This window comes from Actinoplanes ianthinogenes, from assembly GCF_018324205.1.
Classification (GTDB): domain Bacteria; phylum Actinomycetota; class Actinomycetes; order Mycobacteriales; family Micromonosporaceae; genus Actinoplanes; species Actinoplanes ianthinogenes.
Genome location: NZ_AP023356.1, coordinates 790,280 through 816,502 on the forward strand (window position 1 = coordinate 790,280; position 26,223 = coordinate 816,502).

24 protein-coding genes are annotated in these 26,223 nt (G+C 72.5%); 4 read left to right on the forward strand and 20 right to left on the reverse strand.

All coding sequences use genetic code 11. The features are described 5' to 3' along the window. The first annotated feature begins 10 nt into the window (after positions 1 to 10). A complete protein-coding gene (locus Aiant_RS03660; protein WP_212846945.1) occupies positions 11 to 901 on the forward strand; it encodes a LysR family transcriptional regulator in 891 nt (296 codons plus the stop codon). On the opposite strand, the gene Aiant_RS03665 is transcribed toward Aiant_RS03660, so the two are convergent. From Aiant_RS03665 to Aiant_RS03700, 8 genes are all read right to left on the reverse strand, one after another. Beyond that, a complete protein-coding gene (locus tag Aiant_RS03665; RefSeq protein WP_189330935.1) occupies positions 898 to 1,260 on the reverse strand; it encodes a DUF2203 domain-containing protein in 363 nt (120 codons plus the stop codon). The two genes, Aiant_RS03660 and Aiant_RS03665, sit on opposite strands and share 4 nt — an antisense overlap. Positions 1,261 to 1,285: 25 nt before the next feature. Further along, the gene (locus Aiant_RS03670; protein ID WP_189330936.1) at positions 1,286 to 3,223 is read right to left on the reverse strand and encodes a methyl-accepting chemotaxis protein; all 1,938 of its coding nucleotides are present in this window, start codon (positions 3,221 to 3,223) and stop codon (positions 1,286 to 1,288) included. A gap of 42 nt (positions 3,224 to 3,265) precedes the next feature. Further along, on the reverse strand, positions 3,266 to 5,425 hold the full coding sequence (locus Aiant_RS03675) for a GGDEF domain-containing protein (protein WP_229830057.1): 2,160 nt from the start codon (positions 5,423 to 5,425) through the stop codon (positions 3,266 to 3,268). 95 nt (positions 5,426 to 5,520) lie between these two features. Further along, positions 5,521 to 8,301 carry a DUF5682 family protein gene (locus tag Aiant_RS03680; protein WP_189330937.1) on the reverse strand — a complete coding sequence of 927 codons (2,781 nt, stop codon included), beginning with the start codon at positions 8,299 to 8,301 and terminating at the stop codon, positions 5,521 to 5,523. Further along, on the reverse strand, positions 8,298 to 9,410 hold the full coding sequence (locus Aiant_RS03685) for an ATP-binding protein (protein WP_189330938.1): 1,113 nt from the start codon (positions 9,408 to 9,410) through the stop codon (positions 8,298 to 8,300). The genes Aiant_RS03680 and Aiant_RS03685 overlap by 4 nt, the downstream gene beginning before the upstream one ends. A gap of 21 nt (positions 9,411 to 9,431) precedes the next feature. After that, a complete protein-coding gene (locus Aiant_RS03690) occupies positions 9,432 to 10,733 on the reverse strand; it encodes a vWA domain-containing protein (protein WP_189330939.1) in 1,302 nt (433 codons plus the stop codon). Next, the gene (locus Aiant_RS03695) at positions 10,730 to 12,088 is read right to left on the reverse strand and encodes a hypothetical protein (RefSeq protein WP_189330940.1); all 1,359 of its coding nucleotides are present in this window, start codon (positions 12,086 to 12,088) and stop codon (positions 10,730 to 10,732) included. The genes Aiant_RS03690 and Aiant_RS03695 overlap by 4 nt, the downstream gene beginning before the upstream one ends. Then, positions 12,088 to 12,588 (reverse strand): hypothetical protein, encoded by a 501-nt coding sequence (locus Aiant_RS03700; protein WP_189330941.1) that lies wholly within the window; start codon positions 12,586 to 12,588, stop codon positions 12,088 to 12,090. The genes Aiant_RS03695 and Aiant_RS03700 overlap by 1 nt, the downstream gene beginning before the upstream one ends. Before the next feature lie 79 nt (positions 12,589 to 12,667). Here Aiant_RS03700 and Aiant_RS03705 point away from each other — a divergent pair, with 79 nt between their 5' ends. Continuing rightward, on the forward strand, positions 12,668 to 13,108 hold the full coding sequence (locus tag Aiant_RS03705; RefSeq protein ID WP_189330942.1) for a hypothetical protein: 441 nt from the start codon (positions 12,668 to 12,670) through the stop codon (positions 13,106 to 13,108). 42 nt (positions 13,109 to 13,150) lie between these two features. Here Aiant_RS03705 and Aiant_RS03710 read toward each other — a convergent pair whose 3' ends face one another. The 4 genes from Aiant_RS03710 to Aiant_RS03725 all read right to left on the reverse strand — a co-directional run bounded on the left by Aiant_RS03710 (position 13,151) and on the right by Aiant_RS03725 (position 16,386). Continuing rightward, positions 13,151 to 14,506, reverse strand: a complete 1,356-nt coding sequence (locus Aiant_RS03710) for a bifunctional 3-(3-hydroxy-phenyl)propionate/3-hydroxycinnamic acid hydroxylase (RefSeq protein WP_189330943.1) — start codon at positions 14,504 to 14,506, stop codon at positions 13,151 to 13,153. Beyond that, positions 14,506 to 15,231: a hypothetical protein gene (locus tag Aiant_RS03715; RefSeq protein WP_189330944.1), complete on the reverse strand. Its 726-nt coding sequence runs from the start codon at positions 15,229 to 15,231 to the stop codon at positions 14,506 to 14,508. Before Aiant_RS03715 ends, Aiant_RS03710 begins: the two co-directional genes overlap by 1 nt. A gap of 151 nt (positions 15,232 to 15,382) precedes the next feature. Further along, the gene (locus Aiant_RS03720) at positions 15,383 to 15,709 is read right to left on the reverse strand and encodes a winged helix-turn-helix domain-containing protein (RefSeq protein WP_189330945.1); all 327 of its coding nucleotides are present in this window, start codon (positions 15,707 to 15,709) and stop codon (positions 15,383 to 15,385) included. Beyond that, complete coding sequence (locus Aiant_RS03725) at positions 15,706 to 16,386, reverse strand: hypothetical protein (protein WP_189330946.1); 681 nt, start codon at positions 16,384 to 16,386, stop codon at positions 15,706 to 15,708. Before Aiant_RS03725 ends, Aiant_RS03720 begins: the two co-directional genes overlap by 4 nt. 126 nt (positions 16,387 to 16,512) lie before the next feature. Here Aiant_RS03725 and Aiant_RS03730 point away from each other — a divergent pair, with 126 nt between their 5' ends. Beyond that, positions 16,513 to 17,181 carry a DUF6891 domain-containing protein gene (locus Aiant_RS03730; protein ID WP_189330947.1) on the forward strand — a complete coding sequence of 223 codons (669 nt, stop codon included), beginning with the start codon at positions 16,513 to 16,515 and terminating at the stop codon, positions 17,179 to 17,181. A gap of 162 nt (positions 17,182 to 17,343) precedes the next feature. Here Aiant_RS03730 and Aiant_RS03735 read toward each other — a convergent pair whose 3' ends face one another. The 6 genes from Aiant_RS03735 to Aiant_RS03760 form a co-directional block, all read right to left on the reverse strand. Beyond that, on the reverse strand, positions 17,344 to 17,751 hold the full coding sequence (locus Aiant_RS03735; protein WP_189330948.1) for a hypothetical protein: 408 nt from the start codon (positions 17,749 to 17,751) through the stop codon (positions 17,344 to 17,346). Continuing rightward, a complete protein-coding gene (locus Aiant_RS03740; protein WP_189330949.1) occupies positions 17,748 to 18,569 on the reverse strand; it encodes a heavy metal-binding domain-containing protein in 822 nt (273 codons plus the stop codon). The genes Aiant_RS03735 and Aiant_RS03740 overlap by 4 nt, the downstream gene beginning before the upstream one ends. Next, a complete protein-coding gene (locus Aiant_RS03745) occupies positions 18,566 to 19,336 on the reverse strand; it encodes a heavy metal-binding domain-containing protein (RefSeq protein ID WP_229830058.1) in 771 nt (256 codons plus the stop codon). Before Aiant_RS03745 ends, Aiant_RS03740 begins: the two co-directional genes overlap by 4 nt. A 145-nt stretch (positions 19,337 to 19,481) precedes the next feature. Next, the gene (locus tag Aiant_RS03750) at positions 19,482 to 21,521 is read right to left on the reverse strand and encodes a cellulose binding domain-containing protein (RefSeq protein ID WP_189330950.1); all 2,040 of its coding nucleotides are present in this window, start codon (positions 21,519 to 21,521) and stop codon (positions 19,482 to 19,484) included. Positions 21,522 to 21,683: 162 nt separating this feature from the next. After that, the gene (locus tag Aiant_RS03755; protein WP_189330951.1) at positions 21,684 to 21,830 is read right to left on the reverse strand and encodes a hypothetical protein; all 147 of its coding nucleotides are present in this window, start codon (positions 21,828 to 21,830) and stop codon (positions 21,684 to 21,686) included. A 134-nt stretch (positions 21,831 to 21,964) separates the two neighbouring features. Beyond that, entirely contained in the window at positions 21,965 to 22,699 is a 735-nt protein-coding gene (locus Aiant_RS03760; protein ID WP_189330952.1) for an arylamine N-acetyltransferase family protein, read from the reverse strand. Positions 22,700 to 22,722: 23 nt separating this feature from the next. On the opposite strand from Aiant_RS03760, the gene Aiant_RS03765 reads away from it, so the two are divergent. Next, a complete protein-coding gene (locus tag Aiant_RS03765; RefSeq protein ID WP_229830059.1) occupies positions 22,723 to 23,661 on the forward strand; it encodes a DUF6282 family protein in 939 nt (312 codons plus the stop codon). On the opposite strand, the gene Aiant_RS03770 is transcribed toward Aiant_RS03765, so the two are convergent. Together Aiant_RS03770 and Aiant_RS03775 are read right to left on the reverse strand one after the other, a co-directional pair. Continuing rightward, entirely contained in the window at positions 23,630 to 24,289 is a 660-nt protein-coding gene (locus Aiant_RS03770) for a response regulator transcription factor (RefSeq protein WP_189330953.1), read from the reverse strand. The genes Aiant_RS03765 and Aiant_RS03770 overlap by 32 nt on opposite strands. Next, entirely contained in the window at positions 24,286 to 26,190 is a 1,905-nt protein-coding gene (locus Aiant_RS03775) for a sensor histidine kinase (RefSeq protein WP_189330954.1), read from the reverse strand. The genes Aiant_RS03770 and Aiant_RS03775 overlap by 4 nt, the downstream gene beginning before the upstream one ends. Between the last annotated feature and the right edge of the window lie 33 nt (positions 26,191 to 26,223).

Sequence of the window (26,223 nt, forward strand, 5' to 3'; positions counted from 1 at the left end):
GTCTCTGACTGTGACGGAACTGCGGCAGCTGCGGTACTTCGTCGCGGTGGCCGAGCAGCTCAGCTTCACCAGGGCCGCCGCGCAGCTGCACGTCGCGCAGCAGTCGCTGTCGCAGCAGATCGGGGTGCTGGAGCGCCAGATCGGGGTGCGGCTGTTCGACCGGGACACCCGGGGGACGCGGCTGACGCCGGCCGGGGAGGCGCTGCTGCCCGGTGCCCGGGAGGTGCTCACGCGTACCGAAGAGATCGTCGCGCAAGCACAGCGGGCCGCGACCGACCGGATCTCTCTGGGTTTTCTCTCCTCGACGGCGAACTACATGCTGCCCGCGGTGGTGCGGGCGGTGCGCGAGCGGCTGCCGCGGGTCGCGCTGTCCACCCACGACCTGCCGATCGACGCGCTCGTCGCCGGGCTGCGGGAGGGGCGGATCGACGTCGCGTTCACCCGGCCGCCGCTCGTCGACGACCTGGCCACCCGGACGATCGCGAGCGAGCCGGTGTGCGCGGTGCTGCCGTCCGGGCATCGGCTCGCCGGCGCCGGCACGGTCACCCTGGCCGAGCTGGCCGGCGAGGACTGGGTGCTCACGCCGCGCTCGTCGTGGCCGCCGTGGCACGAGAAATACGATCGGGACTTCGCGGCGGCCGGGTTCGCGCCACGGGTGGTGCAGCGCGCGAGCGGGGTGCCGAGCCTGCTCGGGCTGGTCGCGGCCGGGGTCGGGGTGACCCGGCTGGCGCGGTCCGCGGCGAGCATCCGGCGGTCCGGGGTGGTGTTCGTGCCGATCGCCGGGGAGGTCGCCGAGACGGTGCTGGCCTGGAACCCGGCCCGGGACCATCCGATGCGCTCACATCTCCAGGCCGTCGTCACCGAGCTCGCCGCCACCACCGACCTGCCCGGCGGCGGTTAGGGGAGTCGGCGACGGCCGGCCACACCCAGGTCGTGACGGTGATACCAGCCCAGCTCCGGCTCGCCCTCCAGCCAGCAGAGCAGGACCGGCGCCCCGTCGAGGTCGGACGGGAAGTCGACCAGCAGCGGCGCCACGCTCTTGAGCTCCGCGCCGGACTCCTGGATCACCGTCATCAGCTCGTTGAGCCGGGCCTCGGCGGCCTTGCGCTCCGGCAGGCCGCCCAGCGACGTCGGCTCGCCACCCGGGACGAGCGCGGCGGAGAGCTCCACCATGTCGGCCCGCAGCGTGACGATCTCGTCCAGGACGGGGCGCAGCCGCTCCAGCTCCGAGCGCGCCTCCGCCAGTGTGAACAGCCCCATGGCGACAGTTAATCAGAGGCGTTCGTCAGTAGCGGAACGAGCCGACCAGGGTGCGCAGCCGGTCGGAGAGGTCGGCGAGCTGGGCCGCGGCCCGCTGGGTCTCGGTGGCGCTCGCCGTGGTGTTCGCGGCGGCGTCGGACACCCCGCCGATGACCGCGGCGATCTCCCGCGAGCCCTGCGCCGCGTCACCGACCGAACGGCTCATCTCGTTGGTCGTGGCGGTCTGCTCCTCCACCGCGCTGGCGATCGTCGTCGAGTAGCCGCTGATCTGGCTGATCACCTCGGTGATCGCGGCGATCGCGGCGATCGCCTCCGCGGCCGACGCCTTGATCGTGCCGATCCGGCCGCTGATGTCCTCGGTGGCCCGGGCGGTCTCCTGGGCGAGCTCCTTGACCTCGCTGGCGACCACCGCGAACCCCTTGCCCATCTCGCCGGCCCGGGCCGACTCGATGGTGGCGTTCAGGGCCAGCAGGTTGGTCTGCTCGGCGATCGACGTGATCGACTGAAGGACCGCGCCGATCTCCTCGCTGGACTCGCCGAGCCGGCTCATGGTCGCGCCGGTGCGCTGCGCGGTCTCCACCGCCGCGGCGGTGACCCGGGCGGCCTCCGAGGCGTTCTCGGCGATCTCCCGGATCGAGGCGCCCATCTCGCCCGCGCCGGCCGCCACCGTCTCCACGTTCGCCGACACCCGGCCGGCCGAGTCGGTGACCACCGCGGCCTGCTCGGCGGAGGTGCGGGCGCTGCCGGCCAGCCGGCCGGACACGTCGGTGATGGTGCCGCTGACCACGCTCAGGTCCTCGGCGGCGCCGGCGATGCCGCGTACGGTGCCGGCCACCTTGAGCACGAACCGGTTGAACGCCATGCCGAGCTGTCCGACCTCGGTGTCCGGTGACTCGTCGACCCGCTGGGTCAGGTCGCCGTCCCCGTCGGCGATGTCGGCCATCCGGTCCCGCAGCCGGTTGATCGGCGCCACGATCGCCCGGGAGACCAGCAGCGTGGCGATGATGCTGACGGTGAGGGCGATCGCGGCGAGCAGGATCGCCAGGTTGCGCAGCCGGTGCGCGGGGGCCAGCACGGCGCTCTCCGGGATGGTGACGACCAGGGCCCAGGTGCTCTTCGCGCCGATCGTCACCGGCACGGCCAGGCGCAGTTGCCCGTCGGTGACGGTCCGGGCGGTCCGGCCCTGCACCGCCTTGCCGGCCAGCTCGCCGAGCGGGCCGCCGAGCGGCTTGGTGATCTGGTCGGGCTTGCCGCCGGCGACCACGTTTCCGGCGGCGCTGACCAGGGTGGCCGCGCCGACGCCGAACGGCTTCATGCCGCCGATCAGGGTGGTCAGCGATTCGAGGGTGAGGTCGACACCGGCGACGCCGACGACCTGGCCGTCCCGCAGCAGCGGCATCTCGGCCGAGGTCATCAGCAGTTGCTTGCCGTTGACCTCGTACGAGTACGGCTCGAGCACCGTCTCCTGCCCGGACTTCTTCGGGCCCTCGTACCAGATGTTGGTGTTCGGGTCGTCCAGCCCGGCGAGCGCGTCCACCGCGATCCCGCCCGACTCGGTGCGGTGCCAGTACGAGATGTACCGCCCGGTCTTGTCGGTGCCGGTGGTGTTGCGATACCGCCGGTCCCGGCCGTCGAAGGCGTTCGGCTCCCACGCCGACCAGGCCGCCATGTACTCGGGGTGGCCGGCCAGCAGGGTGCTCTCCACCCGGTCGGCGAGCGCCCGCCGCGGGTCCTGGACAGCGATCGTCTGGAGGGTGGCCGCCAGGTCGCGGGCGGTCGTGAACGCGGTGTCGAAACGCCGCTCCACCTGCGCGGCGTTCGCCTGCATCTGGTGCTCGGCGTCGGCCAGGGCCGTGTCCTTCAGGCTGCTGGAGGCGCCGGCGACGAGCACGACGACGAGCAGCGCCACCGAGACGACCAGCAGCGTCGTCACGCTGAGCACGAGCCGGTTCCGAATGGTCACGGCATACCGATCGGCGGATTCGGCCGACTGATGAGGCGATCGTCACATTCCGGACGTGACGGCCACCGGCGTCGCGCCGCGGACGGTGTCCCGGCCGGCGGACTTGGCGGCGTACAGGGCGTGGTCGGCGCGTTCCAGCAGGCGCTCGCACGACTCGGCGCCGTTCCACACGGCGTAGCCGACGCTGCACGTCTGAGCGGCGGGCGTCGCCGAGCGAAGCCGGTCCAGGATCTCGGCGGCCGCCGCGTCCCCGCAGCCGGGCAGCGCGATCACGAACTCCTCACCGCCCCAGCGGGCGATCAGATCGCCGTCGCGCAGCTGGGCCCGGAACGCGGCCGCCGCGGCGATCAGCAGGTCGTCACCGGCCGGGTGGCCGTAGGTGTCGTTGTACCGCTTGAAGTGGTCCAGGTCGGCGATGGCAACGGTCAGCGGCTGCCCCTGGGCGCGGGCCGCATAGAGCAGCTCGGCGAAGCCGGCCTGCCAGGCCCGCCTGTTCGACAGCCCGGTCAGCGTGTCGGTGTACGCCATCCGCTCCAGCCGCGACAGCAGCCGCTCGTGCTCCAGGGCGAGCGCGGTCTCGTCGGCGAGCAGCGCGACCGCCCGGGCGCGCAGGTCGCTGACCGAGGTGACCCGGGTCCGCCAGCTCACCGTCAGCATGGCGACGACCCGGCCGTCGGCGATCACCGGCTGCCACATCATCGAGCGGGCGCCGACCAGGCGCAGCAGGGCCGCCGACACCCGCGGGTCGCGGCTCGGGTCGGCGAGGAAGACCGGCTGCCCGTCCCGGTACACGGTCGCGATCATCGAGGTGCTGTCCATCGGCACCCGGGTGCCGGCCACCGCGGCGCCGACCTCGCCGGTCACCACCAGGTCGGTGCCGTCCGGTTCGAGCAGGCTGACCGCGTCGGCCTCGGCCAGCTCGCGGACCGCCTCGATGATCGTGTCGCGGGCGTCCTCGCCGGTGCGGATCCGCCGGGCGGCGGCCGAGACCGCGGCCAGCAGCCGGTCCGACTCGCGGACGGTGCGTTCGGCGACGTGCCGGTCGGTGACGTCGTGCAGGTGGATCAGCATCCAGTGCCGGGTGTCGGTGCGGTCGAGCACGCCGGTGCGCCGCACGGTCAGCCAGGCCCAGCACACGGTGCCGTCCGGCCGGACATAACGCATCTCGCGCCCGGCCGGGTCGATCTCCGTGCCGGGGTCGGCGTAGGCGTGACTGCTCGCCCCGACCAGTTCGTCCGCCGGGACCCCGACCAGCTTGCAGAACGCCGGGTTGACCGCGACGAACACGCCCTGCTCGTCGGTGATGCCGACCCCGGCCGGGGATGCCTGGAACAGGTTCTCGAAGCGCTCGAGCACCACGGCGAGCTCGTCCCGGGCCACCCGCAGGTCCCGCTGCCGGCGCCGGAGCGCCTCGTGCAGGATGACGCCGAGCAGTGCGGCCATGCCCATCTGCGCGGCGTAATAGCCCAGCTCCGGGGTCCGCAGCCGCTCGTCGACGGCGACCGCGGCCGCCCAGCCGGCGCAGCCGAGCAGGCCGGCCAGGGCCGCGGTGCGCCGGGCCGGGACCGCCCCGCCGACGCCGACCAGGGTCAGCAGCAGGGTGGTGGTGTAGTGCAGCTGGCCGGTGATCGCGACCTGCCCGACGGCGACCATGACCGGGATGTAGGCCAGGTTCTCCCAGCCGCGGCCGGTCCCGCGCGGGCCGGCCCCGCGGGCGGCGGCGGTCAGCAGCAGGACCGCGGTCGCTCCGGCCAGGGAGGTGAGAACGATGCGGGCCGTCCCGGTGAGCATGAGGCAGTTGGCCAGCATCAGCGCAACGTAGTAGGCGGCCAGCGCCGCCCGACGCCACCGCGCCGCGCCCTCGTCGTCGGGCCGCGGCGCACCGGCGGGCACCCGCCCGGCCGGCACTGCCTGGCGCCCCGCGGTCCCGCCACCCGGACCAACCACCGCCGCCGGCACCTGCTCGACCGGCGTAGCGCCACGCCCGTCGGCCGCCGGCACCCGCCCGGCCGACGCGGCATCGCGGCCCGCCGGCCCGCCACCCGGACGAACCACCGCCGCCGGCACCTGCTCGACCGGCGTAGCGCCACGCCCGTCGGCCGCCGGCACCCGCCCGGCTGACGCGGCATCGCGGCCCGCCGGCCCTGCGGGGGCGGGTGTGCGGATCGGGCCGCTCGGGTCGTGGTGCGGGTCAGCGCTCAAGGTTCCTCCCTTGCCGACCAGGCCTGTCGGCTGCTCCCGCCCGGAGTTGAGGGATCGGCACCGGTTGCCTGGGCAACCGGTGCCACAGCGTCCCCTCAGGCGCCGATCAGCGTCGCGACGGCCTCCGCAGTCGCCGGGAAGGCGGTCAGCAGCACCGCCGGACCGGGGCTCTCCGCGATGTCCGCCGCCGCGCTCCACTCCCCCGTGCAGCCCAGCAACCCGGCCACCGCATCCGCGGTCGCCGGATGACCGGCCAGGAGGGCCCCGGCCGGACCGGTCGCCGGGATCTGCTCGGCTGCCGCTCCGGCGGCGGGCGCCGACGGTCGGCGGGCGAGCCACGGCGGTGTCCACGCGTCGATCGCCGGCAGTGTCCCGGGGAAGGTCCGCCCGGCCTCGCGGGTGAGAACCGGGACCAGCTCCGCCGCCTGCTGCTTGAGTGTCCTGATCAAGTTTGGCAGCCAGGGCAGCAGGACCGGGTCGGGCAGCCGGCCGAACGCCTTGGACAGCGTCTCCACCACGAACGGCGCCAGCCGCGGCACCGGGTCGAGAGCCTGCACGAACCCGCTCACGTACTGCGGGAACGCCGGCACCACGAGCGGGTTGCCGAGCAACTCGTCGACCCGGTCCCGCAGGTCGGCCGATGACAGGTCACCGAGCTGGTTGCGGGCCGCCCAGAGCAGGGCGATCTTGGCCGGGGTCTCCGGGTGTGACTGCCGGACGGCGATCTCCAGCTGGGTCCGGTCGCAGCCCAGGGAGAGTGCCAGGCTCTCCATGCTGAACAGGAAGCCGAGCATCGCCCCGACCTGCCGGACCCCGGTGTCCTCGTCGACGAACGCGGTCGGCAGCAGGGTGCAGTAGTGCGCGTACCCCTGGGTCACGAACCGCTCGCACCAGGACGGCAGCACCGGCGTGGTGGCCCGGTAGTGCCCGAGCAACCGCCGGATGCGCCGCAGCACGTCCGGCGCGTCGTCGACGGTCCGCTCGGCCGCGAGCAGCTCGACCGCGCGGGCGCCCAGCTCGTCGGTGAGCCGCGGGCTCTGAAGGAACAGCATCGAGTTCTCCACCGCTTTGAGCGCGGTGGCCGTGGTCGCTTTCGGATCCCAGGCGTCGCGGCGCAGCCGCTGCTCCAGGACCTGCTCGACGGTGACGCCCTCGTAGCCCAGCTCGATGATGGTCCGCTGGTGGCGGCCCAGGTCGAGGTCCCAGCTCTCCTGGATGTGTTTCTCGCCCAGCTTGCGGCTGCCCATGATCGGCCGGACCGCCTGGTCGGGCAGCAGGTAACGCAGCATCCAGAGCAGCTGCGAGCACGGCGCCAGCTCGGGCCGGGCGGCCAGGTCGAGCAGCGCGCGCTGGATGCTGCGCTGCTCCAGGTTCAGCTCCAGCGGGGCGAGCCGGTCGTAGACGTCGCGGGCCAGCGGCGGCAACGCGTCGTACCCGACCTGGCCGATCCGATCGCCGCCGAGCAGGATCTCGCAGAGCCGCCGCACGTCGCGGCGGCCCGGCACGCTGTCCTTCTCGATGCAGGTGACCGCGGCGTCCTGGAAGTCGTACGGCGTCGGCCGCGCCCGTCCCCGCATCCCGGCCAGCAGGATCGACGTCTCGAACACCGCGATCGCGTCGGCCGTGCTCGCCAAGTAACCGTTGCGCCGGGCCAGCCGGACGATGTCGACGCACCAGCCGCGCAGCTCCTCCTCGTCGAGGCCGTCGAGCGCGGGCGGCCCGGCGAGGTAGCCGGTGAGGTGGTCGGCGACCGGCCCGGACGACGCGGCCGGCAGCGGCAGGTCCGCCTTCGCCTTCCTCTTCCCGCCTTTCTGTCCCTCCAGCCGGAACGGCGTGAGGCGGAGTTTCGCCAGCTGTTTCTCCCAGGTGGCGGCCGCGATCGACACCGAGCCGGGCGCCAGGCCGAACTGGGCCTCGATCGCCGAGTGGCTGGACGGGATCAGCCCGTAGAGCCAGGTGGTCGCGGTCCGCGGGGTGATCGCGAAGTCCGGCGTGCCGGGCGCCGAGCCGACCTCCGGCAGCCGGCTGGCGGCGTGGAAGGCGCCGCAGATGTAGAGCCCGTCGGCCGGGTCCGTGCCGGTCGCGGCGAGGTGCTGGCGGATCCGGGTCCACATGTAGCGTTCCCGGTCCTCGTCGCTGGCATACCGCTTGGTGTCGTGCGGGGCCAGCCGCCGGAACAGGCTGCCGACCAGCGTCATCACCTGCCGGTACGTCTCGTGGTCGGCCCCGGCCAGCGGCTGCTCCACATACTGGTCCCACCACTCGGACCAGTGCCGCACCCGCCCGTGGTGCAGCAGGTGCTCCTCCAGCTCGGCGAACCGGGGCCGCAGGTCACCGATCTCCACACCGACCGCGTCGCCGTGCAGATCCTCCTCCGGCTCGGTGGCCTCGGCGTGCCCCTCGAGGTCGGGCTGCCACTGGAACACGTGGTCGGTGGACCGGTCCACCAGGACCAGTTCGACGCCGGGGGTGTCCAGCGCGTACGAAACAGCCTGGTACTCCGCGGACGCCTCGGTGATCGGCGCGATCACCGACAGCGGGGCGGACTCCTTGGGAAACCCGTCCAGTTCGGAGGCGAAGGCTTGCAGCGCCACCGGGAGCCGGCAGTTGCGCAGCTCGGTCAGCAGCGGTTGCAGGTCCTCGCACAGCTCCAGATAGATGACCTTGGGCTGTTTCTCCCGCAGCCGCCGGAGCATGGCCAGCGCGGAAGCCGGCGAATGGTGACAGACCGGGAAGATCTCCAAAGGTTCCCGCAAGGCGTGGTCGACATCGTCGACGATTCCGGCAAGGATCTCCGGCAGCGCCGCCGGGCCGTCCGCCAGCGACTCGGCGGCGCCTAGCAGTTGCGCGCGCAGCGGATCGAAGGGATTGGTCACGACAGCGTCGCAATCGCCTTGCGCCCGCCGTCCAGGAAGCCGTCCCACTCGCCGCTCTTCTCCTTGGCCCGCGGCTCGATCACGCCGTGCCAGTACTTGTTCAGGATGGCGAGGTCCTCCGGGCTGCGCCGGGCGAGCGAACCGACCAGCGAGCCGGCCAGCGTCTCCGAGGTCAGCGCGCTGGCGCCGAAGAAGTTGCTGTGCAGGATCGCGTCCTCCAGGACACCGATCTGCTCGGCGGTGGACAGCGCCGACTCGAGGCGCTCGTCGTCGCTGGTCGCCGACGCCGACGCGGCGCGCAGGTCGGCGAAGCTCTGCAGCAGCACGTCGAGCAGGGTGGGCGGCACCTCCAGCTCGATGTTGTGCCGGCGCAGTAGCTCCTCGGTGCGGAACCGGACGATCTCCGCCTCGCTTTTCTTGTTCGTCACCACCGGGATGCGGACGAAGTTGAAGCGCCGCTTCAGCGCCGACGACAGGTCGTTGACGCCGCGGTCGCGGCTGTTGGCGGTGGCGATGATGCTGAAGCCGGGCTTGGCGAAGACGATGTTGTCGTCGTCGAGCTCCGGGATCGACACGTACTTCTCGGAGAGGATGGAGATCAGCGCGTCCTGCACGTCGCTGGTGGACCGGGTCAGCTCCTCGAACCGGCCGATCACGCCGCTCTCCATCGCCGTCATGATCGGCGACGGGATCATCGAGGCGCGGGACTGGCCCTTGGCGATGACCATCGACACGTTCCACGAGTACTTGATGTGGTCCTCGGTGGTGCCGGCCGTGCCCTGCACGACCAGCGTCGAGTTACGGCTGATCGCGGCGGAGAGCAGCTCGGCGAGCCAGCTCTTGCCGGTGCCGGGGTCGCCGATCAGCAGCAGGCCGCGGTCGGAGGCGAGGGTGACGATCGAGCGCTCGACGAAGCTGCGGTCGCCGTACCACTTCTGCTCGATCTCCCGGTCCAGCCCGTCGGCGCGCTCCGAGCCGAGGATGAACAGCCGCACCATCTTGGGGCTGAGCCGCCAGGAGAACGGTTTCGGGCCGTCGTCGATCGACTCCAGCCAGTCCAGCTCCTCGGCGTACTTGATCTCGGCGGGGGCACGCAGCATGTCAGACATCGGGGGTCTCCTAAGGGGTGCTCAGACGAGGAAGTTCTTGAGCTCGGTGACGAGCTTCTTGATGTGGCCGGACAGGACCGGGGTGCCCTGGTCCTTGAAGCGCTGCCGGAACCACGGATTGACGCTCTGGTGGCCGCCGCTGCTGACCGAGCCGACCGGGATGAACTTGACCCCGGCGCGGTGGATGGCCTGCATGCCGGTGAAGACGGCCTGCTCCTGCCACTCGTAGAAGTCGGAGATCCAGACGACCACGGTGTTGCGCGGATCGGTGATCTTCGGCCGGGCCAGGTCGAGCGCGACCGTGCCGTCGGTGCCACCGCCCAGATGAGTGTGCAGCAGCACCTCGAACGGGTCGTGCACCCACGGGGTCAGGTCGAGCGCCCGGGTGTCGTACGCGATCAGGTGGACGTCGACCTTGGGCAGGCCGGCGAAGATCGAGGCGAGGATGGTGCAGTTGACCATCGCGTCGACCATCGAGCCGGACTGGTCGACCACCACGATCAGCCGGGCCGGCTCGATGCGCTTGGCGGTCTGCTTGTAGTAGAGCCGGTCGACGTAAAGCCGCTCGTCGTCCGGGCTCCAGTTCGGCAGGTTCTTCCAGATCGTGCGGTCCAGATCGAGGTTCCGGAAGATCCTTTTCGGCGGGACGGACCGGTCGATGGTCCCCGTGCTGGCCTGAGCCACCTGGGTGCGCAGCACCTCGGCCACCTCGTCGACGAACTTGCGGATCAGCGCTTTCGCGTTGGCCAGCGCGACGCCGTCGAGGTTGTCCTTGTCGCGCAGCAGCTGCTCGATCAGCGACATGCTCGGGGTCAGCTGTTTCGCCAGCCGGTTGTCGGCCAGCACCTCGCGCAGCCGCATCCGGCTGACCAGGTCGCCCTCGATCCCGGCCAGCGTGCCGCCGATGCCGTTCGAGTCGTTGCCGGCGCCGCGGCCGCGCAGCTGCCCGGGCTGGCAGCCCATCGCCCGCTCGAACCAGCCGGCATCCGCCTGCCAGCGTTGCAGCTGCTCGGCGGTCACGTTCCCGGAGCCGGTGGTGAACACGTTGAGCAGCAGTTTCGACACCAGCGCGGCGCGGCGCACCTCGCCCTCGCGGTCGTCGCCGGGCGACGTCATCAGGCCGTCGAACTCGGCCTCCAGGCCGGGGAAGCGCTGCACCACGGTGTCGACCGAGACCGACGGGTCGAGCAGCGCGGCGGGCAACCCGAGGTCGCCGACGATCGCCATGCTGCCGGACTCCAGGGTCGCCTGCTCCTCGGGATCGAAGAGCCGGGCGATCAGTCGCCAGTAGAGAACCTGTCTGCGGGTCTCGTCCGGGGTCATTTCCGCAGCAGCCTTCCCGCGCGCTCGCGCAGCACGTCGACGGCCGTGCCGGCGGTCGCCTCCGCCTTGGCGGCCTTGGCCTCGGTCGGTCCGAGCGCCCAGTCACCGGTGTGTGCCGCGACCGGCTTCTTGCGGACCACGGCCTGCACGGCCAAGGGCTGCAGCAGCCACCGCCCGTCCCAGCGGAGCAGGCCGAGGCAGGCGGTCGAGGCGGCCACCAGCGCCGGGGTCAGCGGGCCGGCGGCCGGCAGCCGGTCCAGGTCGAGCGCCACCGTCACCCCGCCACCGAGGTCGAACGCACCCTCGGCATGCCCGTACCCCTCCAGCAGCACCAGCTCGGCGAGGACGCCTGGATGCCGGTCGAGCGGCGCGGCGGACGAGAAGGAGCAGGTGCCGAGCCGCACCCGGGCTGCCGCGAACGGGTCGGCCGGCTCGCCGGCGGCCGCTTTCGTCTCGTCCCAGATCAGGTCGCCGGCGGCGGTGAGCGCCATGCCGGACACCTCGACCGTGCGGTGCTCGGCCAGCACGCCCCGGAAGATCGGGAAGGCGGTCAGCATCCGCCACGCCGACGGGCCGCTGATGGTGTCCACCTTGGCCGCCGCGACGCTGGTGCGGACCAGCCGGACGGTGCCGTCGGCGGTCTCCAGCAGTCCGTGCGCCTGTGCCCGGAACACGGTCGGGTGCTCGTGCAGGTCGACGCCGAGGACGACGAACCGCCCGTCGACCGGGACCGCCGCGGCGGCCGGAAACGCCTCCTGGGAGAGCAGCAGCGCGCGGCTCCACAGGTCGGCCCACCGGCGCACCGGCACCCGCGGCAGGGTGGCCACCGGCGCGGCGGCGCGCAGCTCGGCCGAGAACCCGTCGAGCAGCACCGCGAGGCGACGACCGCCGGGCGTGCCGAGCAGCGACTGCACGGCCTGGGCGGCGCCACCGGCCAGCTCGTGGTCGACGCCGCGCCAGCCCGCGATGGCCAGCTCGCGCAGCCAGGACCGGCTCCCGGCCAGCAGCTGACCAGAATCGGACTCGGCCGCAGCGGCGAACGGTGCACGGGTGCGCCCGAGCGCCGCGTCGAGACCGGCCAGCAACGCGTCGTGGGCGGCGCCGAGGAGGGCGACGCGGGCGCCGGCCAGGGTGGCCAGGTGCTCGTCGGTCACCGTACCGGCGATGATCTTGCCGACCGCGTCGGCGACCCGCTCGGCCAGCGGCGAGCCGGCGAAGGCGGCGGCCAGCGATTCCAGAGCGGCGGCCCGCTCCTCGTCGATCCGGGCCAGGCCCTGCACCAGGGCGTCGTCGAGACCGTCCACCAAGGCGAGCGCCTCGTGCAGACCGTCGGGAACCTCTCGGAGGGCGAGCATCAGCGCACCACCCCGGCGGCCGGGAACCACTGCAACTCGGCGAGCGGGTCGGTGGTCGGGGCGACCTCGAGATAGGCCAGGTGGCGCAGGAAGCTGGCGAACACCTCGGCGGCCCGGTTCGGCGCGGTGGTGGTGTGCAGGGCGGACCACAGGTTGTCGCTGCCGTCGGCGAGCTCCGCCCGCAGATAGCGGGCCACCCGGGTCAGCCCGTACTGCGCGACGGCGGCGTCGGCCAGCGCCCGGATGTGGTTGCACGCGTAGGTGCCGCCGGAGAGGCCACCGCACGGACGGTTGTTGTTGGTGTTGCAGCTCAGGCCGTGGTCACCCGCCGTGATCGACGAGACGTAGACCCGCTCGATGTCGGAGCCGCTGGACACCACGCCCTGCAGGCGCCCGTCGGCCAGCTCGACGAACGGCACCTTGGCCAGCTTTCGCGCCTGCACCGGCGCGATGACCGGTGCTGAGCTGCGCCGCTCGTAGGCGACGCCGTCACTTGTCACAACCAATCCCTCCCTCGCGATCGAGTGCGCCAGTTGTATCGGAGCGGTACGACAAAAACTCGGGCGGTAGGTTGGTCCGGTGAGTCTTCTGGAAGATGTTGCGGCACGTGACGGCTGGCGGTGCTGGGTCTGTGACGAGCCGGTCGACCCCGACAAGTCGGTGAACGATGCGCGCGGCCCCAGCGTCGACAGCCGCACCGCCGACCGGAAGGCCAAGGTCGCCGAGCGCCTGGCGCACCGCGCCTGCAACTCCCGCAAGGGCGCGGTCAAAGTGGTCATCGCCTGGCCGGACCGGCTGCGCGTGGTCGAGCCGGCGCCGCTGATCACGGTCGCCGAGCGCCTGGAGCGCAAGGGTGGCCGCGAGCTCGTCGCCCGCTGCCCGACCGAGAAGGACGCCGAGGAGGCCGCGGCGTGGCTGGCCGACCGCTTCGCCCGCCTCGTCCCCGGCCTGCCGGTGACCGTGAGCGTGGACGCGGGCGGCGGCCAGTTCCTCGTCGCGCTTTCCACCGGCCGCCGCTGACCGGCGCTCAGTTCTGTCGTACCCCGCCGGTAGCGTCCGTGGTCATGGACGATCACACACTCGCGGATCGATACCGGCGGCGGCGAGCATCCTCGGATGGGCGCCGCGACCGGCCGCCATCACGATCCGATCCGGACGGATCAGCAGCGCCCCGGGCGTGCCGGCATCACGCAGCGCGAATCCGTCACCCAGCGTCGGATCGAGCCGGGCCGGGCACAGGCGGCCGCCGCCGCGACCGACCAGCGGACCGCGACCGAAGGCGGGCCAGACGATCGTCGTGGCCCGCCTCTCCGCGCCGGGCAGCCTGGTCAGGGTCCGCAGCGCGGCGCGGCGCAGCGGCGCGGACCGGCGGCTGCCACCGGTCATCACCCAGCCGATCAGCATCGCCATCCGGATCATCGTTGTGGCGTACGGCCGCCGCTCCCCCTCATAGGTCCTGAGCAGACGCTCGTCGGCGAGCCCGTCCAGCACCAGGGCGAGTTTCCAGGTCAGGTTGGCCGCGTCGCGGATCCCGGCGCACATCCCCTGCCCGATGAACGGTGGTGTCAGGTGCGCCGCGTCGCCGAGCAGGAACACCCGGCGCTCCTGCCAGCGATCCGCGACCGCGCCGCGGAAGGTGTACTCGGTCTCCCGCAGCATCGTCAGCGACGCCGGGTCCGTCGCGCCGAGCCAGGGGCGGATGCGGGCCGGCACGTCGATCGGCTCCCGGGCGAGGAACTCCCAGCGGTAACGCCCCGGCGTGACCATCATGAACGTGGCCGCCCGCACCGGATCACACACCTGCTGCACACCGTCGTAGGTGTCCAGCGGCTCCGGCGACACGGCGTCCACAACCAGCCACGTCTGCCGGAAACCCAGATCGGCCCAGCCCGCGCCGATCGACTCGCGGACCACGCTGTTGGCACCGTCGCAGCCGAGCACCGCGTCCGCCCACACCTCGCCCGCGACGCCGTCGACTGATCGATAACGGACGCAGACGGGGCCGGATGGTGGCTGGCTCACGGCGTACACCAAACTCCCGAAGCGCATCGTGGCGCGCGGCAGCTGCCGCAACCGGGCGCGGAGCAGGCGCTCCAGGTCGGGCTGGTCGAACATGTTGGCCTGCGGGAAGCCGTGCGGCCCGACCGGATCCCGGGTGAACTCGGCGAGCACCCGCATCGCCGGGTCGACCAGCTGCATGCCGGGGGCCGGCCGGGAGATCGCGCGCAGCTCCTCGGCGAGCCCGAGATCGGCGAAGATCCGGAACACCTCGTCGTCGAAGTGGACGGCGCGGGGCAGCGGATACGGCTCCGGGAAGCGGTCCAGGACCAGGCACTCGACGCCGCGACGGGCCAGCATCAGGGCGGCGGTGAGCCCGGTCGGACCGGCCCCGACGATCACCACCGGCACATGTTCCATCAGGACAGATTGCGCAGAATCACCACCGCGCCGCCAGTCAGCAGCAGCCCGGTCAGGCCGAACCCGGCGATCAGGCGGCGCGCCAGGCCGAGGTCGTCGATCCGGGCGGCGAGCGCCTCGGCCCGGGTGCGAGTGGTGAAATACGCCGGGCGCAGGCCGTCGGCGGTGACCCGGCCCAGGGCGAACACGGCCACGCCGCGCGGCATCCGCACCTCGGTCAGCTCCAGGTGCTCGTGCTTGCGCAGGCTGTCGACGATGTCGGGCGGGACGACCGCGGGCAGCCGCACCGGGTCCGATCGGCGATAGGTGATCCGGGTCGCCTCGGTCGCCACCGGCTCACCGCGCAGAGGCTCGTCCAGGCCTCGCGGGTCGACCGGGATCCGGCCGCTGGCGTCCGCGATCGCCGGCCAGCCGGGCGCGGTGATGTCGAGCAGCAGGTCGTAGCTGTCGTCGGAGGAGCGGCGGCTGGGCTCGCGGCGCAGCACCACGTGGTACCAGACGCAGTCCTCGCCGCTGACCGGGCCGACCTGGTGACCGGCCGGGCCGTACTCGGTGCGGGCCTGCGCCGCGACCCGCCCGCTGTTCCACGACGCGATCGGCGCCGGACGGACCCGGCGCAGCGTGCGCACCTCGCGATGGTTGCCCAGATGGAGGAGGACGAAGATGCCCGCCGCGCCCACCAGCAGCGCGCCGGCACAGAAGCCGATCGTTGCGACCGTGACCACCCGGTCAACATAGAGCGACCGGGCAACCACGTCATCGGCCAGGCATTCCACATCGAACGACCGTTGGGCCCGGGTTGGAGTCGTCACCGCGCCGCTCACCGTGCGTCCATCACCGGCCCCGGCGAGGTTACCGCATCTTCGATGCGCGAGATCACTCCGACGTGGCCAGGCCCACCCGGTCGATGAGCTGCTTGAGGCGGCCGATCTCCGCGGCGAGCGCGCTCTCCCCGGCCGGCGTGAGCGTGAGCCAGGTCCGGCCGCGCTTGCCCTCGTAACCCTTCTCCACCTCGATCAGCCCGGCCGTCTCCAGCACGCTCAGATGCTTCGACAGGTTCCCCGCGGTCAGGTCGAGCTGGGTGCGCAGGTAACCGAACTCGACCCGGCGCGCCTCGTGCACGATGGCCAGGATGCCGAGGCGGACCCGCTGGTGCACCACCTCGTCGAGCCCGAGGGCGGGGTGGGCGCTCTCCGCGGTCATCGCCGCCGCCGTGCGGCCAGGCCGAAACCGATCGCGCCGAGCAGCAGCACGGTGCCGTAGATGATCTGCTGCGGCAGGAACCCGGTGCGCTCCTGCCCGCTCCAGCGCCAGCCGAAGTCCACCGGCACCAGGACCATCACCAGGTAGCCGAGGGTGAACAGGAGCAGCCCGAGGTTGCGCTCGATCCGGGCGAGCACGAGCAGCGCGACGCCGATGATGCCCCACGGCGCGATCAGCCGGTCCAGGACCATCATCCAGGACGGCAACGGGTGGTCGACGGCCTCGACATTCACGAAGATCCGGAAGGCGATCCAGGAGGCCAGGAAGGCGCCGGCCAGCGCGACACCGGTGTAGACGTAGGGCAGCACCCGGGTGCCCAGCCCCCGTGTCCGGGCGATCCGCGTGTAGCCGTAGGCGATCACCGCGTAGGCCAGCAGCAGGCCGGCGGGCCAGAAATACAGCACGCCCTGCCGGTCGAACTTGCACGCGCCGTCGGGGGTGCAGTCCAGGTCGAGGAAGAAGTAGTCGAACGGGATGGCGATGAAGGTCACCGCGGCCAGCACCGACAGCGCGAGCCAGGTGACCCGCTGATCGACACGCACCCGGCGGGTGAGGCCGTGCACCTCCGTCAACAGCCGGCGGGCGTCGCCCTCGGCCGGCACCGATTCTGTGGTCATGCCAATAGGTTTCCACAGCAAACCTGTTTCCGCCAGTGAAACCACGATCAAAACCAGCTTTTCGTACGACGCCCGCCGGTGACCTGCGGGACCTCGCGCGGGATCGGCGCATGTCATGATCCCCCGATGAGCGCATGGCCCTACAACGATCGCCCCGACGGCGTCCGTTTCCTCCCCGACCACATCGACGAGCCCGGTCGCACCGAGATCGAGGACGAGATCTGGGCCTGGATCGTCCGCGGCGAGGACGATCCCGCGGAGTTCGTCGACTATCTCGACGAGGGTCGTCACGGCGCCACCGAGGAGGAGCTGGAGGACGCGTACACGAAGGCGCTCGACGTCCGCCGCGACCAGCAGCGCGGGTTCGGCGAGGTGAACAGCAACCTCACGCTGGCCTTCGACGAGCTCAACGACCTCGGCGTGCTGGCACGCGAGGACTTCACCTGCTGCGGCACCTGCGCCGCCGCCGAGATCCACGACGAACGCGACGACTCCCGGCACTGGCGCGGCTACCTCTGGTACCACCAGCAGGACACCGAGTCGCTGGCCGAGAGTGACAACGGTTCGGTCTACGTCGGCTACGGCGCCTACCCACCCGCCGACCTCGACGCGGCCGCCTACGAAGCGCTGTCCCAGGAGGAGAAACAGGCCCGCTACCAGTCCGAAGTCGAGCATCTGATGGATGACGTCGTCTTCCCGGTCCTGCAGAAACACGGCATCCAGGTGACCTGGAACCGCAACCTCGGCACTCGCATCCTGCTCACCGGCGCCCACTGGTACGCACCCCTCGACTGAAAACCATCCGTCCGCCGCCGGGCCGCCTCCGCCCACGGCCACCGGTTTCCGGTACGCCCTCAGCGGCGCCCCCGACGCCGACGGCCCGTGGTGGCTCGCTCCGGCCGTACCGTCAAGCGGCGGATCGCGGGCGACAGCGGACCGGGCAGCGGGCGGCGGTCCTCAGCCGAGCAGTCTGCCGAGGGCCGCGCGGGCGGCGGTGGAGTCGGCGGCGAGGCGGGACAGGACGGCGGCCAGGGCGAGCAGCCAGTCGTCGAGGGTGACCGTGGCGCGGCTGATGGCGACGCCGTGCACGATGCGGCGGATCTCCGGACGCACCCCGTGCGGCTCCCGGCGCAGCACGAGCCGCTCGTCGGGCGTGGTGACGGTCAGTGACACCGGAGTGCCCGGGCGGCCGCTGAGGCGGTCGGCGAGTGTCCGTTCGCGGTCCACCTGGACCAGGCCCGGCGGCAACGCGTCGCCGAGGACCGTGAGCAGCACCCGGGTGTACGACTCGACGTCGGCGCGGTCGGCGCGCAGCGCGGCGGCGATCAGGTGCAGGTCGCCGGTCGGGCCGAGTTCGGCGGTCATCGGTCGGTCAGCGGCAGCACGAGCTGCGGTTTGGCGATGACGTGGTCCGGGCGGAGCGGGCGGACGGCGGTGCCGATCGCGAAGAACTCGGTGGTGTGCCCGCCCCAGCGGTGCGAGGTGGAGAGCATCCGCACGCCGACGATGCCCTCCGCGCCGAGGTCCTCGGCCTCCGCCTGCATCCGGCTCATGGCCAGCTCCCGGGCGTCGTAGAGCGCTTCGGTGTATTGCGGGATCTCCACGTTCTGTCCGATGTTGCCCATCGCCTGCCAGAAACGCTGGTGGGCGATGTGGTAGACGCAGCTACCCATGGTCATGCCGACCGGCGTGTACCCGGCCTGGATCAACGTCCAGAAGTCCTGCCCGGACAGGTCGCTGGTGAACGGCTTGCCGTGTCTGTTGCGCCAGGTGCCGGACTCCGGCGGGACGTCGGCCTGGATCGCCGTGCCGATCGCGATGAACTCGGCCAGCTCCGAGCCGAACTCCTTGAACTCGATGTCGAGCCGCACCCCGACGATGCCGTCGGCGCCGAGCGCGTCGGCCTCCGCCTCCATCCGCGTCATCGCCAGCTCCCGGGCGTGGTACATCGCCTGGGACAGCTGGTCGAGCTCGCGGTTCTGGCTCCACCGGCCGAGCTGGATGCCGACGTGGTAGATGCTCGACCCGAGCACCAGGCCGAGCGGCCGGAACCCGGCCTCGCGCACCAGCAGGAACTCGTTGACACTCAGGTCCGAGGTGAACAGGCTGGTCGGCTGGCCGGGGCGCATCTGCGCGAGGCGGCGCATGGCGTCGTCGGGGACGCCGGGGGTGGTGACGGTCATCGGCTGCTCCGTAGCGGCAGGACGGTGAGGCCGGCCGGGACGGGCCGGCGTCCGGTGCGGAACCGGGCGATCGCGGTGCCGGTCATCAGGCACGAGGCGGCCCGGTCGGTGTGGCGCTCCCCGACCTCGATCGCCCACGTCCGCGACCGGAGCCCGGACATCAGCGCGGCGTCGGCGCCCAGCGCGGCCACCCGGCCGGCGAAATCCCGCCGGGCCTGGGCCCGGACGTGGGTGAGCAGCTCGGTGTACCCGGCCATCTCGGTGTTGCCGACCAGGAAGCCGAGCGAGGAGGCGGTCCGCCAGTCGTCGTGCCGGACCGCGACCTCGAGCCCGTAGACGACCCCCGCCGGCACCCAGCCCGCGGCCAGCAGCTTCGCGACGTCGGCCGGGCCGAGATCGGTGGTGAACGGAGTGCCGGGCCGCTGCCGCCCGCGCGAGCGCACCGCGGCGCCGACCGCGGTGAACTCGCGTTTCTGCTCGTCCCTCGGCTGCTCGGTGAGCCGCACCCCCACCACACCGTCGGCGCCGAGCGCGACGGCCTGGCGGCGCATCCGGTCCAGGGCGGTGAACCGGCCGGTGCGCAGCGCCGAGGAGTACGCCGCGAACCCGGTCGACCGCGGCGGCAGGACCGCCGGGCCCAGGTAACCGGGCCGCCAGCCGCAGCCGGACCAGCCGGCCCAGCCGATCTGCATCACGGTGCTGCCGAAGACCTGGCCGACCAGGTCGAATCCGGCTGCCGAGAGCAGCGCGGCGTGCTCACCCGTCACGCCTCAGTCATACGCGCAAGCGCTCTGATTGACCAGCGCGTATGGCCCGGGCCTTGCCGGGGTCCGCCATGGTGGTCAGCCCAGAGGTCGCCTTGAAAGCAGCACGGCCCGGACCCACAACGGATCCGGGCCGTGGCCGGGCAGATCAGACGGTGGTGCAGACGGTGCCGTTGAGGGTGAACGACTCCGGCAGCACGTTCGGGCCGCTGTAGGAGCCGACGAAGCCCACGCTCGTCGACGCGCCGGCGGTCAGACCGCCGTCACTGGTGACCCGGACCGTGCGGCCGTCCTGGTTCCAGGTGGCGTTCCAGCCGCTGCTCAGCGCCTGCCAGCCGGTCGGCCAGGTGAAGGTCAGGGTCCAGCCGTTGATCGCGGCCGGCCCGTTGTTGGTGATGTCGATCGAGCCGACGTACCCGTTGCCCCAGTCGTTGGTGTCGCGGAACTTGACCGTGCACGACGAGGCCGCCGGGCTGCCGGTGGTGAAGGTCAGCGGCGCCGAGGCCGGGGACAGCCGCCCGGCGCCGTCCCGGGCGAGCACGTTGACCGTGTACCGCCGGCCCGGCACCAGGTTGGGCACGGTCAGCGAGGTGCCGGTCGTCTCGCCGAGCAGCTCACTGACGCCGCCGTTCTGCCGGTACACCTCGTACTTCAGCCCCGGGCCGGAAGCGGCCCAGGAGATGCTCGCGGTCCGGTCGGTCGCGGTCGCGGCGAGCCGGCCCGGCGCCTTCGGCGCGGCGTTTTCGGTACGGCTGGGATGCACCGTGACCAGCGCCAGCGAGTACGGCGCCAGCGTCTGCGTCCCCGCCGTCCCGGCCGCGCCGCTGGTCAGCCCGTCCGCGCCGTTGGTGAACGTCTCGACCACCGGCACCGCCGCCGACGGCGTGAACCCGTGGTAGTTCAGCGACACGGTGTGCGCCGCGTCCGGGTCCTTGTTGATCACCAGGACCGCGAGGTCGCCGTCGGCCCGCCGCACCGCGTGCGCACTGACCAGGGCGTTGTCGCTGCCGGTCCCGACGAACTGGTCCCCGGTGTGCGCGAAGTCCCCGAGCAGCGACAGCGCGTGGTACGGCGCGAACGGCGTGTTCAGCGGCGGCTCGCAGGCCGAGTTGTCCGCCGTGCAGGTCCCGCTGGACAGCAGCCCGAAGTCGTTGAAGTCGGTCTGCCCGGCGATCGTGGTGGCCTTGTCCGGGCCGTTGTGCACGTTCCACCACTGCACCGTGAAGACGCCCTGGGCGAGCAGCCCGCTGTAGACGTCGGCCAGGAACAGCGCACCCGGCTGGGTGTTGCGTCCGACGTCCACGTTGGTCTCGGTCATGCTGATCCCGATCCGGCTCGCGCCGGCGCCGGCGTACTGGTCGATCTGCCTGCGCAGCAGGTAGACCGCGTCCTGGATCTGCGCGGTCTTGCCGAGCCCCTCGGCCGCCGTGCTCCCGCCCGGGTACCAGTGCACGTCCACGAAGTCGATCGCGGCGCCGGCCCGGGTGAGCACCTCCTGGTTCCAGGTGCCGCTGTCACCGGACGCCACGATGCCGTCCGGCCAGTTCCCCGGCATGGTGAGCACCGCGCCCACCTTGATCGTCGGGTCGACCGCCTTCATCGCGGTGGCGTAGGCGACGACGTTCTCCGCGTACTCCTTCGGACTCTTGTCGGCGTGGTCGTCGGCCTCCCACGACGCGCCGTAGTGCCCGTTGCCGTAGTTCTCGTTGCCGATCGTCCAGTACCGGGCGCCGTACTTCTTGGTCACGTTGGCGTACCGCACCCAGTCGGCCGCCTCCTGCGCCGTCCCGGTGCCGTAGTTCGCGATGATCATCGGCTGGGCGCCCGTCCGCTGCGCCCCGGCCATGAACGTGTCGAAGTCGGTGTTCGGCGCGACGTACCCGCCCGGCGCGGTGTGCGTCTGCCAGTGATAGATGTCGGCGTAGGAGCCGCCCGGATACCGGACCATCTGCACACCGGCGTCCTTGAGCAGGTCGGTGACGGCCGGAGTGCCGAGCTGCGAGTCCCAGACGGCGTGGTTGACGCCGAGCGCGGCGTCGCCGACGGTGGCGAGCCCGGCCCGGGCGTCCACGTCGACCCGGACGTCGGTGGCGGCGGCGCCGGCGGCCGATGGCACGCCCGCGACGGCGCTGACCAGCGCGAGCAGGACGATGCCCGCGCCGGCGCGCCGCCGGAGTGACACATACATGAGGATCTCCATGGGGACAGGGGTGGTGGGAGCGCTCCCATAGTCCGACCAGGCAAAGAGCCCTGTCAATGCCTATGCCGCCGGGCCCGCTTCCCTCCCGCTCCGCTGTCTCCGGTACGCCACACCGCCGCCGTCAGCGCCCCGTCCGGCAGGCGCCGGCACTCAGCCGGTGATGGTGTTCCAGGAGTAGCCCAGCAGGGCGAAGGCCGCTCCGAGCAGCGCAAGGTTGAGCCCGCGGGTGGTGATCGGCAGCGCCGCCACGACCAGCAGGATGATCGCGATGAGGTAGAAGATTCCCTGGATGGACATGTCGCTCCTCGATTCGGGGGTGGAGAGCGGCGTCGCTGTACCCCGGGGTCGAGGAGCACTAAACACGGGCAGCCGGCCCTTGGCGGGGCGCTGCCGGGCGTACCTCACATGGGCGGACCGTGCGGGAAGCGGACCTAGAGTGACGGGAGGCGGTCCAGCTCGATGCCGAAGTGGGTTTTGTAGGCGCTGAGCAGGGACTCGTCGGAGTCCAGCACGGTCTCGACGCGGGTGCCGGCGACGGTGCGGATCAGGATGCGGGCGCTCAGGGTGACGCGGTCGGCGCCGTCCAGGCGGGAGCAGACCGGGTTCTGCCGGAAGTGGGAGCCGGGCCAGGTCTGCTGCCACCAGCAGGCGGGTTCAAAATCGGTCAGCGGGCGGGGGCGGCGCTCCAGGAGGTACTGCGGTGCGTCGTCGCGGTGCACCAGGACGTCGCCGTCCGGGGTGTCGGCGAGGCGGAACTGGCCGCCCGGGTCGGACTGGCCGGCGCGGTCGTCGAGGCGCAGCGGATAGGAGCTGAAGCGGCCGAAGCCGACGTCGACCAGCCAGGCGTCGTCGACGAGCAGGGCCAGGTGGTCGAAGAGCGGGCCGAACCGGCCCTCGCCGCGGTGCACCCGCGCGGCGACCCGGTCGACGGTGTGCCCGAGCTCGTCGAGGAGGAGCGCGAAGAGGCCGTTGAGCTCGTAGCAGAAGCCGCCCCGGCGGCGGCGCACGATCTTGTCGAACAGGTCGTCCGGGTCGAGCGAGATGGTCTCGCCGAGGTGGATGCCGAGGTTCTCGAACGGGACGGCGGTCTGGTGCGCCACGGTCAGCTCGCGCAGCGTGGCCGCGCGCGAGACGCCGATCCGGTCCAGGTAAGCGGTGACGTCCACCCGCCCAGCCTACGTTGACAACGATGTCGGTGATTGCGATGGTCGAGGTCGTGCATCCGATTCCCAGCGACCGCGCCCGCGCACTGGTGGCCGGCGGATACGACACGCACGTGCACGTCGCCCCGGACGTGATGGAGCGGCGGATCGACGACGTGACGCTGGCCCGGCGGTTCGCCGAGGTGGGGCTCGCCGGGTTCGTGCTCAAGTCGCACTACGTGCCGACCGCGGAGCGCGCCGAGGTGGTCCGCGGCGTGGTGCCCGGGGTCGAGGCGCTCGGCGCGCTCACCCTGAACGGCTCGGTCGGCGGGCTCAACCCGGTGGCCGTGGAGATCGCCGGGCGGCAGGGCGCGCGGGTGGTCTGGCTGCCGACCGTCGACTGCGCCAACGAGCGGGCCGGCCGGGCCGCGATCCAAGGCGCCACCCCGCCGATGTGGGCGGCGCTCCAGGACGACCTGGCCGCGCGGGGCATCGTCGCGCCGGCGATCGAGGTGGTCGACGAGGGCGGGAAGATCGTGCCGGCGCTGCACGACGTGTTCGCGGTGCTGGCCCGGCACGACATGGTGCTGGCCACCGGGCACCTGAGCGGGCCGGAGATCGTGGCGGCGGTGGACGCGGCCGTGGACGCCGGGGTGCGGCGGATCATCGTGACCCACCCCGAGTTCACCTCGCAGCAACTGGACGTCGCGACGCAGCGGCGGCTGGCTTCGCGCGGAGCGCTGCTGGAACGGTGCTTCACCACGGCGTACACGAAGAAGGTCTCCTGGGATGTGCTCTTCGCGCACATCCGGGCGGTCGGGCCGGAGCATTCGCTGCTCTCCAGCGACCTGGGGCAGCCGTTCAACCCGCCGGTGGAGGACGGGCTGGCGCTGCTCGCCGACCGGCTGCTCGGCGCCGGGTTCAGCGAGGACGAGGTCCGCACGATGGCGGTGGTCAACACCCGGCGTGTCGTCGGGCGCCCGTGATCCCGGCTTCCCGGGCGAGCAACGCGGCCTGCACCCGGTCGGCCACGGCCAGCTTGGTGAACAGCAGCGAGGCCCGGTTGCGGGTGGTCTTCTCGCTGACCCCGAGGCGCCGGGCGATCTCGCCGTAACTCTCCCCCTCCGCCAGCCCGGCCAGCAGGTCGATCTCGCGCGGCAGCAGCCCGTCGAACGGCGCGGGCAGCGGCGCCGGCCGCGGCCGGACACCGCTGAGCAGCGACCCGCCGACGTTGGGGCCGAGCACGAAGCCGCCGGAGGCGACCGCCCGCAGCGCGTCGACCACGGCGCCCGGCTCGGTGTCCTTGAGCACGTAGCCGTGCGCGCCCACCCGCAGCGCCCGGGCCACCAGGTCCTCGTCGTCGCTCATGGTCAGCATCAGCACCCGGGTGACCGGGCTGACCCGCACGATCCGGCGGACCGCGTCGATGCCGTCGCCGTCCGGCAGGGCGATGTCCAGGGCGACCACGCCGACCTGTCCCCCGGTGACGGTGCGCAGGGCGTCCGCGACGGTGGCCGCCTCCACCACCTCGGCGACCCAGGCCTCGGCCTCCAGGATCGCCCGGAGCCCGCGGCGCATGATCGGATGGTCGTCGACCACCAGCACCCTCGTCATGACACCGGCAGCCGCACGCGGATCGCGGTGCCGCCCGACGGGCCGGCGCCGATGTCGAAGCGGCCGCCCAGCTCGGCGGCCCGTTCCCGCATCGAGGCGAGGCCGACGCCGTGCTCGCCGCCGCCGTTCATCCCGATGCCGTCGTCGACGATCTCCAGGACCAGGCCGCCGTTGCGGCGGACGGCGACCGCGCAGGTCCGCGCCCACGCGTGCCGGGCCGCGTTGGTGACCGCCTCGGCGAAGATCCGGTACGCGGCCACCTCGACCGCGGCGGGCAGGTCGTCCAGCGAGCCGATCACGGTCAGCCGCGCCTCCAGCCCGCCCTCGGTCAGTTTCCGGCAGTCGGTACGCAACGCGTTCTCCAGCCCGTCGTCCAGCGCCGGCGGCCGCAGCTGGTCGACGAGCCGCCGCACCTCGACGACGCAGTCCCGCAGATCGTCGGCGAGCTCGGTGGCGGCGCTCATCGTCCGCACCCGCATCGACATGCCCATCAGCGCCGGGCCGAGCCCGTCGTGCAGATCCCGGCGCAGCCGCTGCCGCTCCTCCTCCCGGGTCAGCACCAGCCGCTCCCGGGCGTCCTGGAGGTCCCGGATCAGCCGGGTGGCGTCGACGGCCACCGCGGCCTGCATCGCCACGTCGCCGAGCAGGCGGCGTTCCGGCGCCGTGAACGGGCTGCTCGGGCTGCGGATCGCGACGAGCAGGCGGCCGATCCGCTCGCCGTGGGCGATCATCTCGAACGGCTCGGTCGCGGTCGTCGCGCGCCCGTGCTCGGCGAGCAGCCGGGTGCCGTCACCGGACGGGACCTCCAGGGCGACGTAGGGCACGCGCATCGAGCGGGCGACGGTCTCGGTCAGCACCGGCAGCACCGCGCTGTGGTCCACCGCCCGGCCCAGCAGGTCGCCCAGCTCCGCGATCACCCGGTACGGATCGTCCCGGTCCCCGAACAGCAGCCGCTCCACGCTCCGCTGCACCCACCGGCGCAGCGGTTCGAAGGTCATCGCGATCAGGCCGGTGACCACCAGCGACGCGGCCGAGGTACGGGTGCCCAGCACCGCCTCGCCGAGCATCCCGACCAGCACCACGTAGCCGGCGATCACCACGAGCGTCATCAGCGACCACACCATCGCCCGGTTCAGCACCTGGTCCAGCCCGTAGAGCCGGTGCCGGACCATCGCCACGGTCATCCCGAGCGGCACCGACAGCGCCACCACGACGGTGGCGCCCGGCACCCCGAGCGTGTTCAGGATCAGCCCGATGACCAGCAGCACCGCCGCGGTGAGCAGGTAGGCCAACTGCCGCCGGGTGTCGCCGCTGGACCGGCGCCAGCGCAGCCAGAGGGCCAGCAGCATGCCCACCATCCCGGCGGCCACCGCGATCATGCCGGCCACCGCGGCGCGCACCGCCGGCGGCGCCGGGCCGGCGAAGGCGAAGGTGGTGGTCAGCATGTCCCGCGGACGATCACCGGCGGCCACCGCCAGCCCGGCCGTGCCGAGCAGGGTGCCACCGGCCAGGACGCCGGCGACCACTCGCCAGTACCGGCGGGGCAGCCGCCCGTCCGGGAACACCAGCAGGGCCAGCGCGATCAGCCCGAACGGCGGCCACCAGCACCACTGGCTGAACCAGGCCGGGATCAGGAAGTCCGACCAGCTCAGCGCCAGCAGATCGAGACAGGAGACCAGCCCGGCGACGCGCATCAGCAGGCCGACCGGGTTGCCCGGCTCGGCGGCCAGCACCAGTTCGCCCATCACCAGATAGGCCACCGCCACCGGGGCGACGAAGAGGGTGGTGGCCGCGGACATCGCGCTGGCCCCGGCCAGCTGGCCCACCGATACGGCTATGACGACGGCGACAGCGATGATCAGGAGCAGCAGATTTTCGCGCACCCACCGAGCGATGGTCAACGACCCACTCCCCACTTGGCGAATGCGAGGACG

Excerpts from the sequence above, each read along its gene's own strand:
- Aiant_RS03685 (WP_189330938.1), bottom strand. The coding sequence starts at position 9,410 with ATGTCTGACATGCTGCGTGCCCCCGCCGAGATCAAGTACGCCGAGGAG.
- Aiant_RS03730 (WP_189330947.1), top strand. The coding sequence starts at position 16,513 with ATGAGCGCATGGCCCTACAACGATCGCCCCGACGGCGTCCGTTTCCTC.
- Aiant_RS03725 (WP_189330946.1), bottom strand. The coding sequence starts at position 16,386 with ATGACCACAGAATCGGTGCCGGCCGAGGGCGACGCCCGCCGGCTGTTG.
- Aiant_RS03750 (WP_189330950.1), bottom strand. The coding sequence starts at position 21,521 with ATGTATGTGTCACTCCGGCGGCGCGCCGGCGCGGGCATCGTCCTGCTC.
- Aiant_RS03740 (WP_189330949.1), bottom strand. The coding sequence starts at position 18,569 with ATGACCGTCACCACCCCCGGCGTCCCCGACGACGCCATGCGCCGCCTC.
- Aiant_RS03735 (WP_189330948.1), bottom strand. The coding sequence starts at position 17,751 with ATGACCGCCGAACTCGGCCCGACCGGCGACCTGCACCTGATCGCCGCC.
- Aiant_RS03710 (WP_189330943.1), bottom strand. The coding sequence starts at position 14,506 with ATGGAACATGTGCCGGTGGTGATCGTCGGGGCCGGTCCGACCGGGCTC.
- Aiant_RS03765 (WP_229830059.1), top strand. The coding sequence starts at position 22,723 with ATGTCGGTGATTGCGATGGTCGAGGTCGTGCATCCGATTCCCAGCGAC.
- Aiant_RS03665 (WP_189330935.1), bottom strand. The coding sequence starts at position 1,260 with ATGGGGCTGTTCACACTGGCGGAGGCGCGCTCGGAGCTGGAGCGGCTG.
- Aiant_RS03755 (WP_189330951.1), bottom strand. The coding sequence starts at position 21,830 with ATGTCCATCCAGGGAATCTTCTACCTCATCGCGATCATCCTGCTGGTC.
- Aiant_RS03720 (WP_189330945.1), bottom strand. The coding sequence starts at position 15,709 with ATGACCGCGGAGAGCGCCCACCCCGCCCTCGGGCTCGACGAGGTGGTG.
- Aiant_RS03770 (WP_189330953.1), bottom strand. The coding sequence starts at position 24,289 with ATGACGAGGGTGCTGGTGGTCGACGACCATCCGATCATGCGCCGCGGG.
- Aiant_RS03695 (WP_189330940.1), bottom strand. The coding sequence starts at position 12,088 with ATGCTCGCCCTCCGAGAGGTTCCCGACGGTCTGCACGAGGCGCTCGCC.
- Aiant_RS03690 (WP_189330939.1), bottom strand. The coding sequence starts at position 10,733 with ATGACCCCGGACGAGACCCGCAGACAGGTTCTCTACTGGCGACTGATC.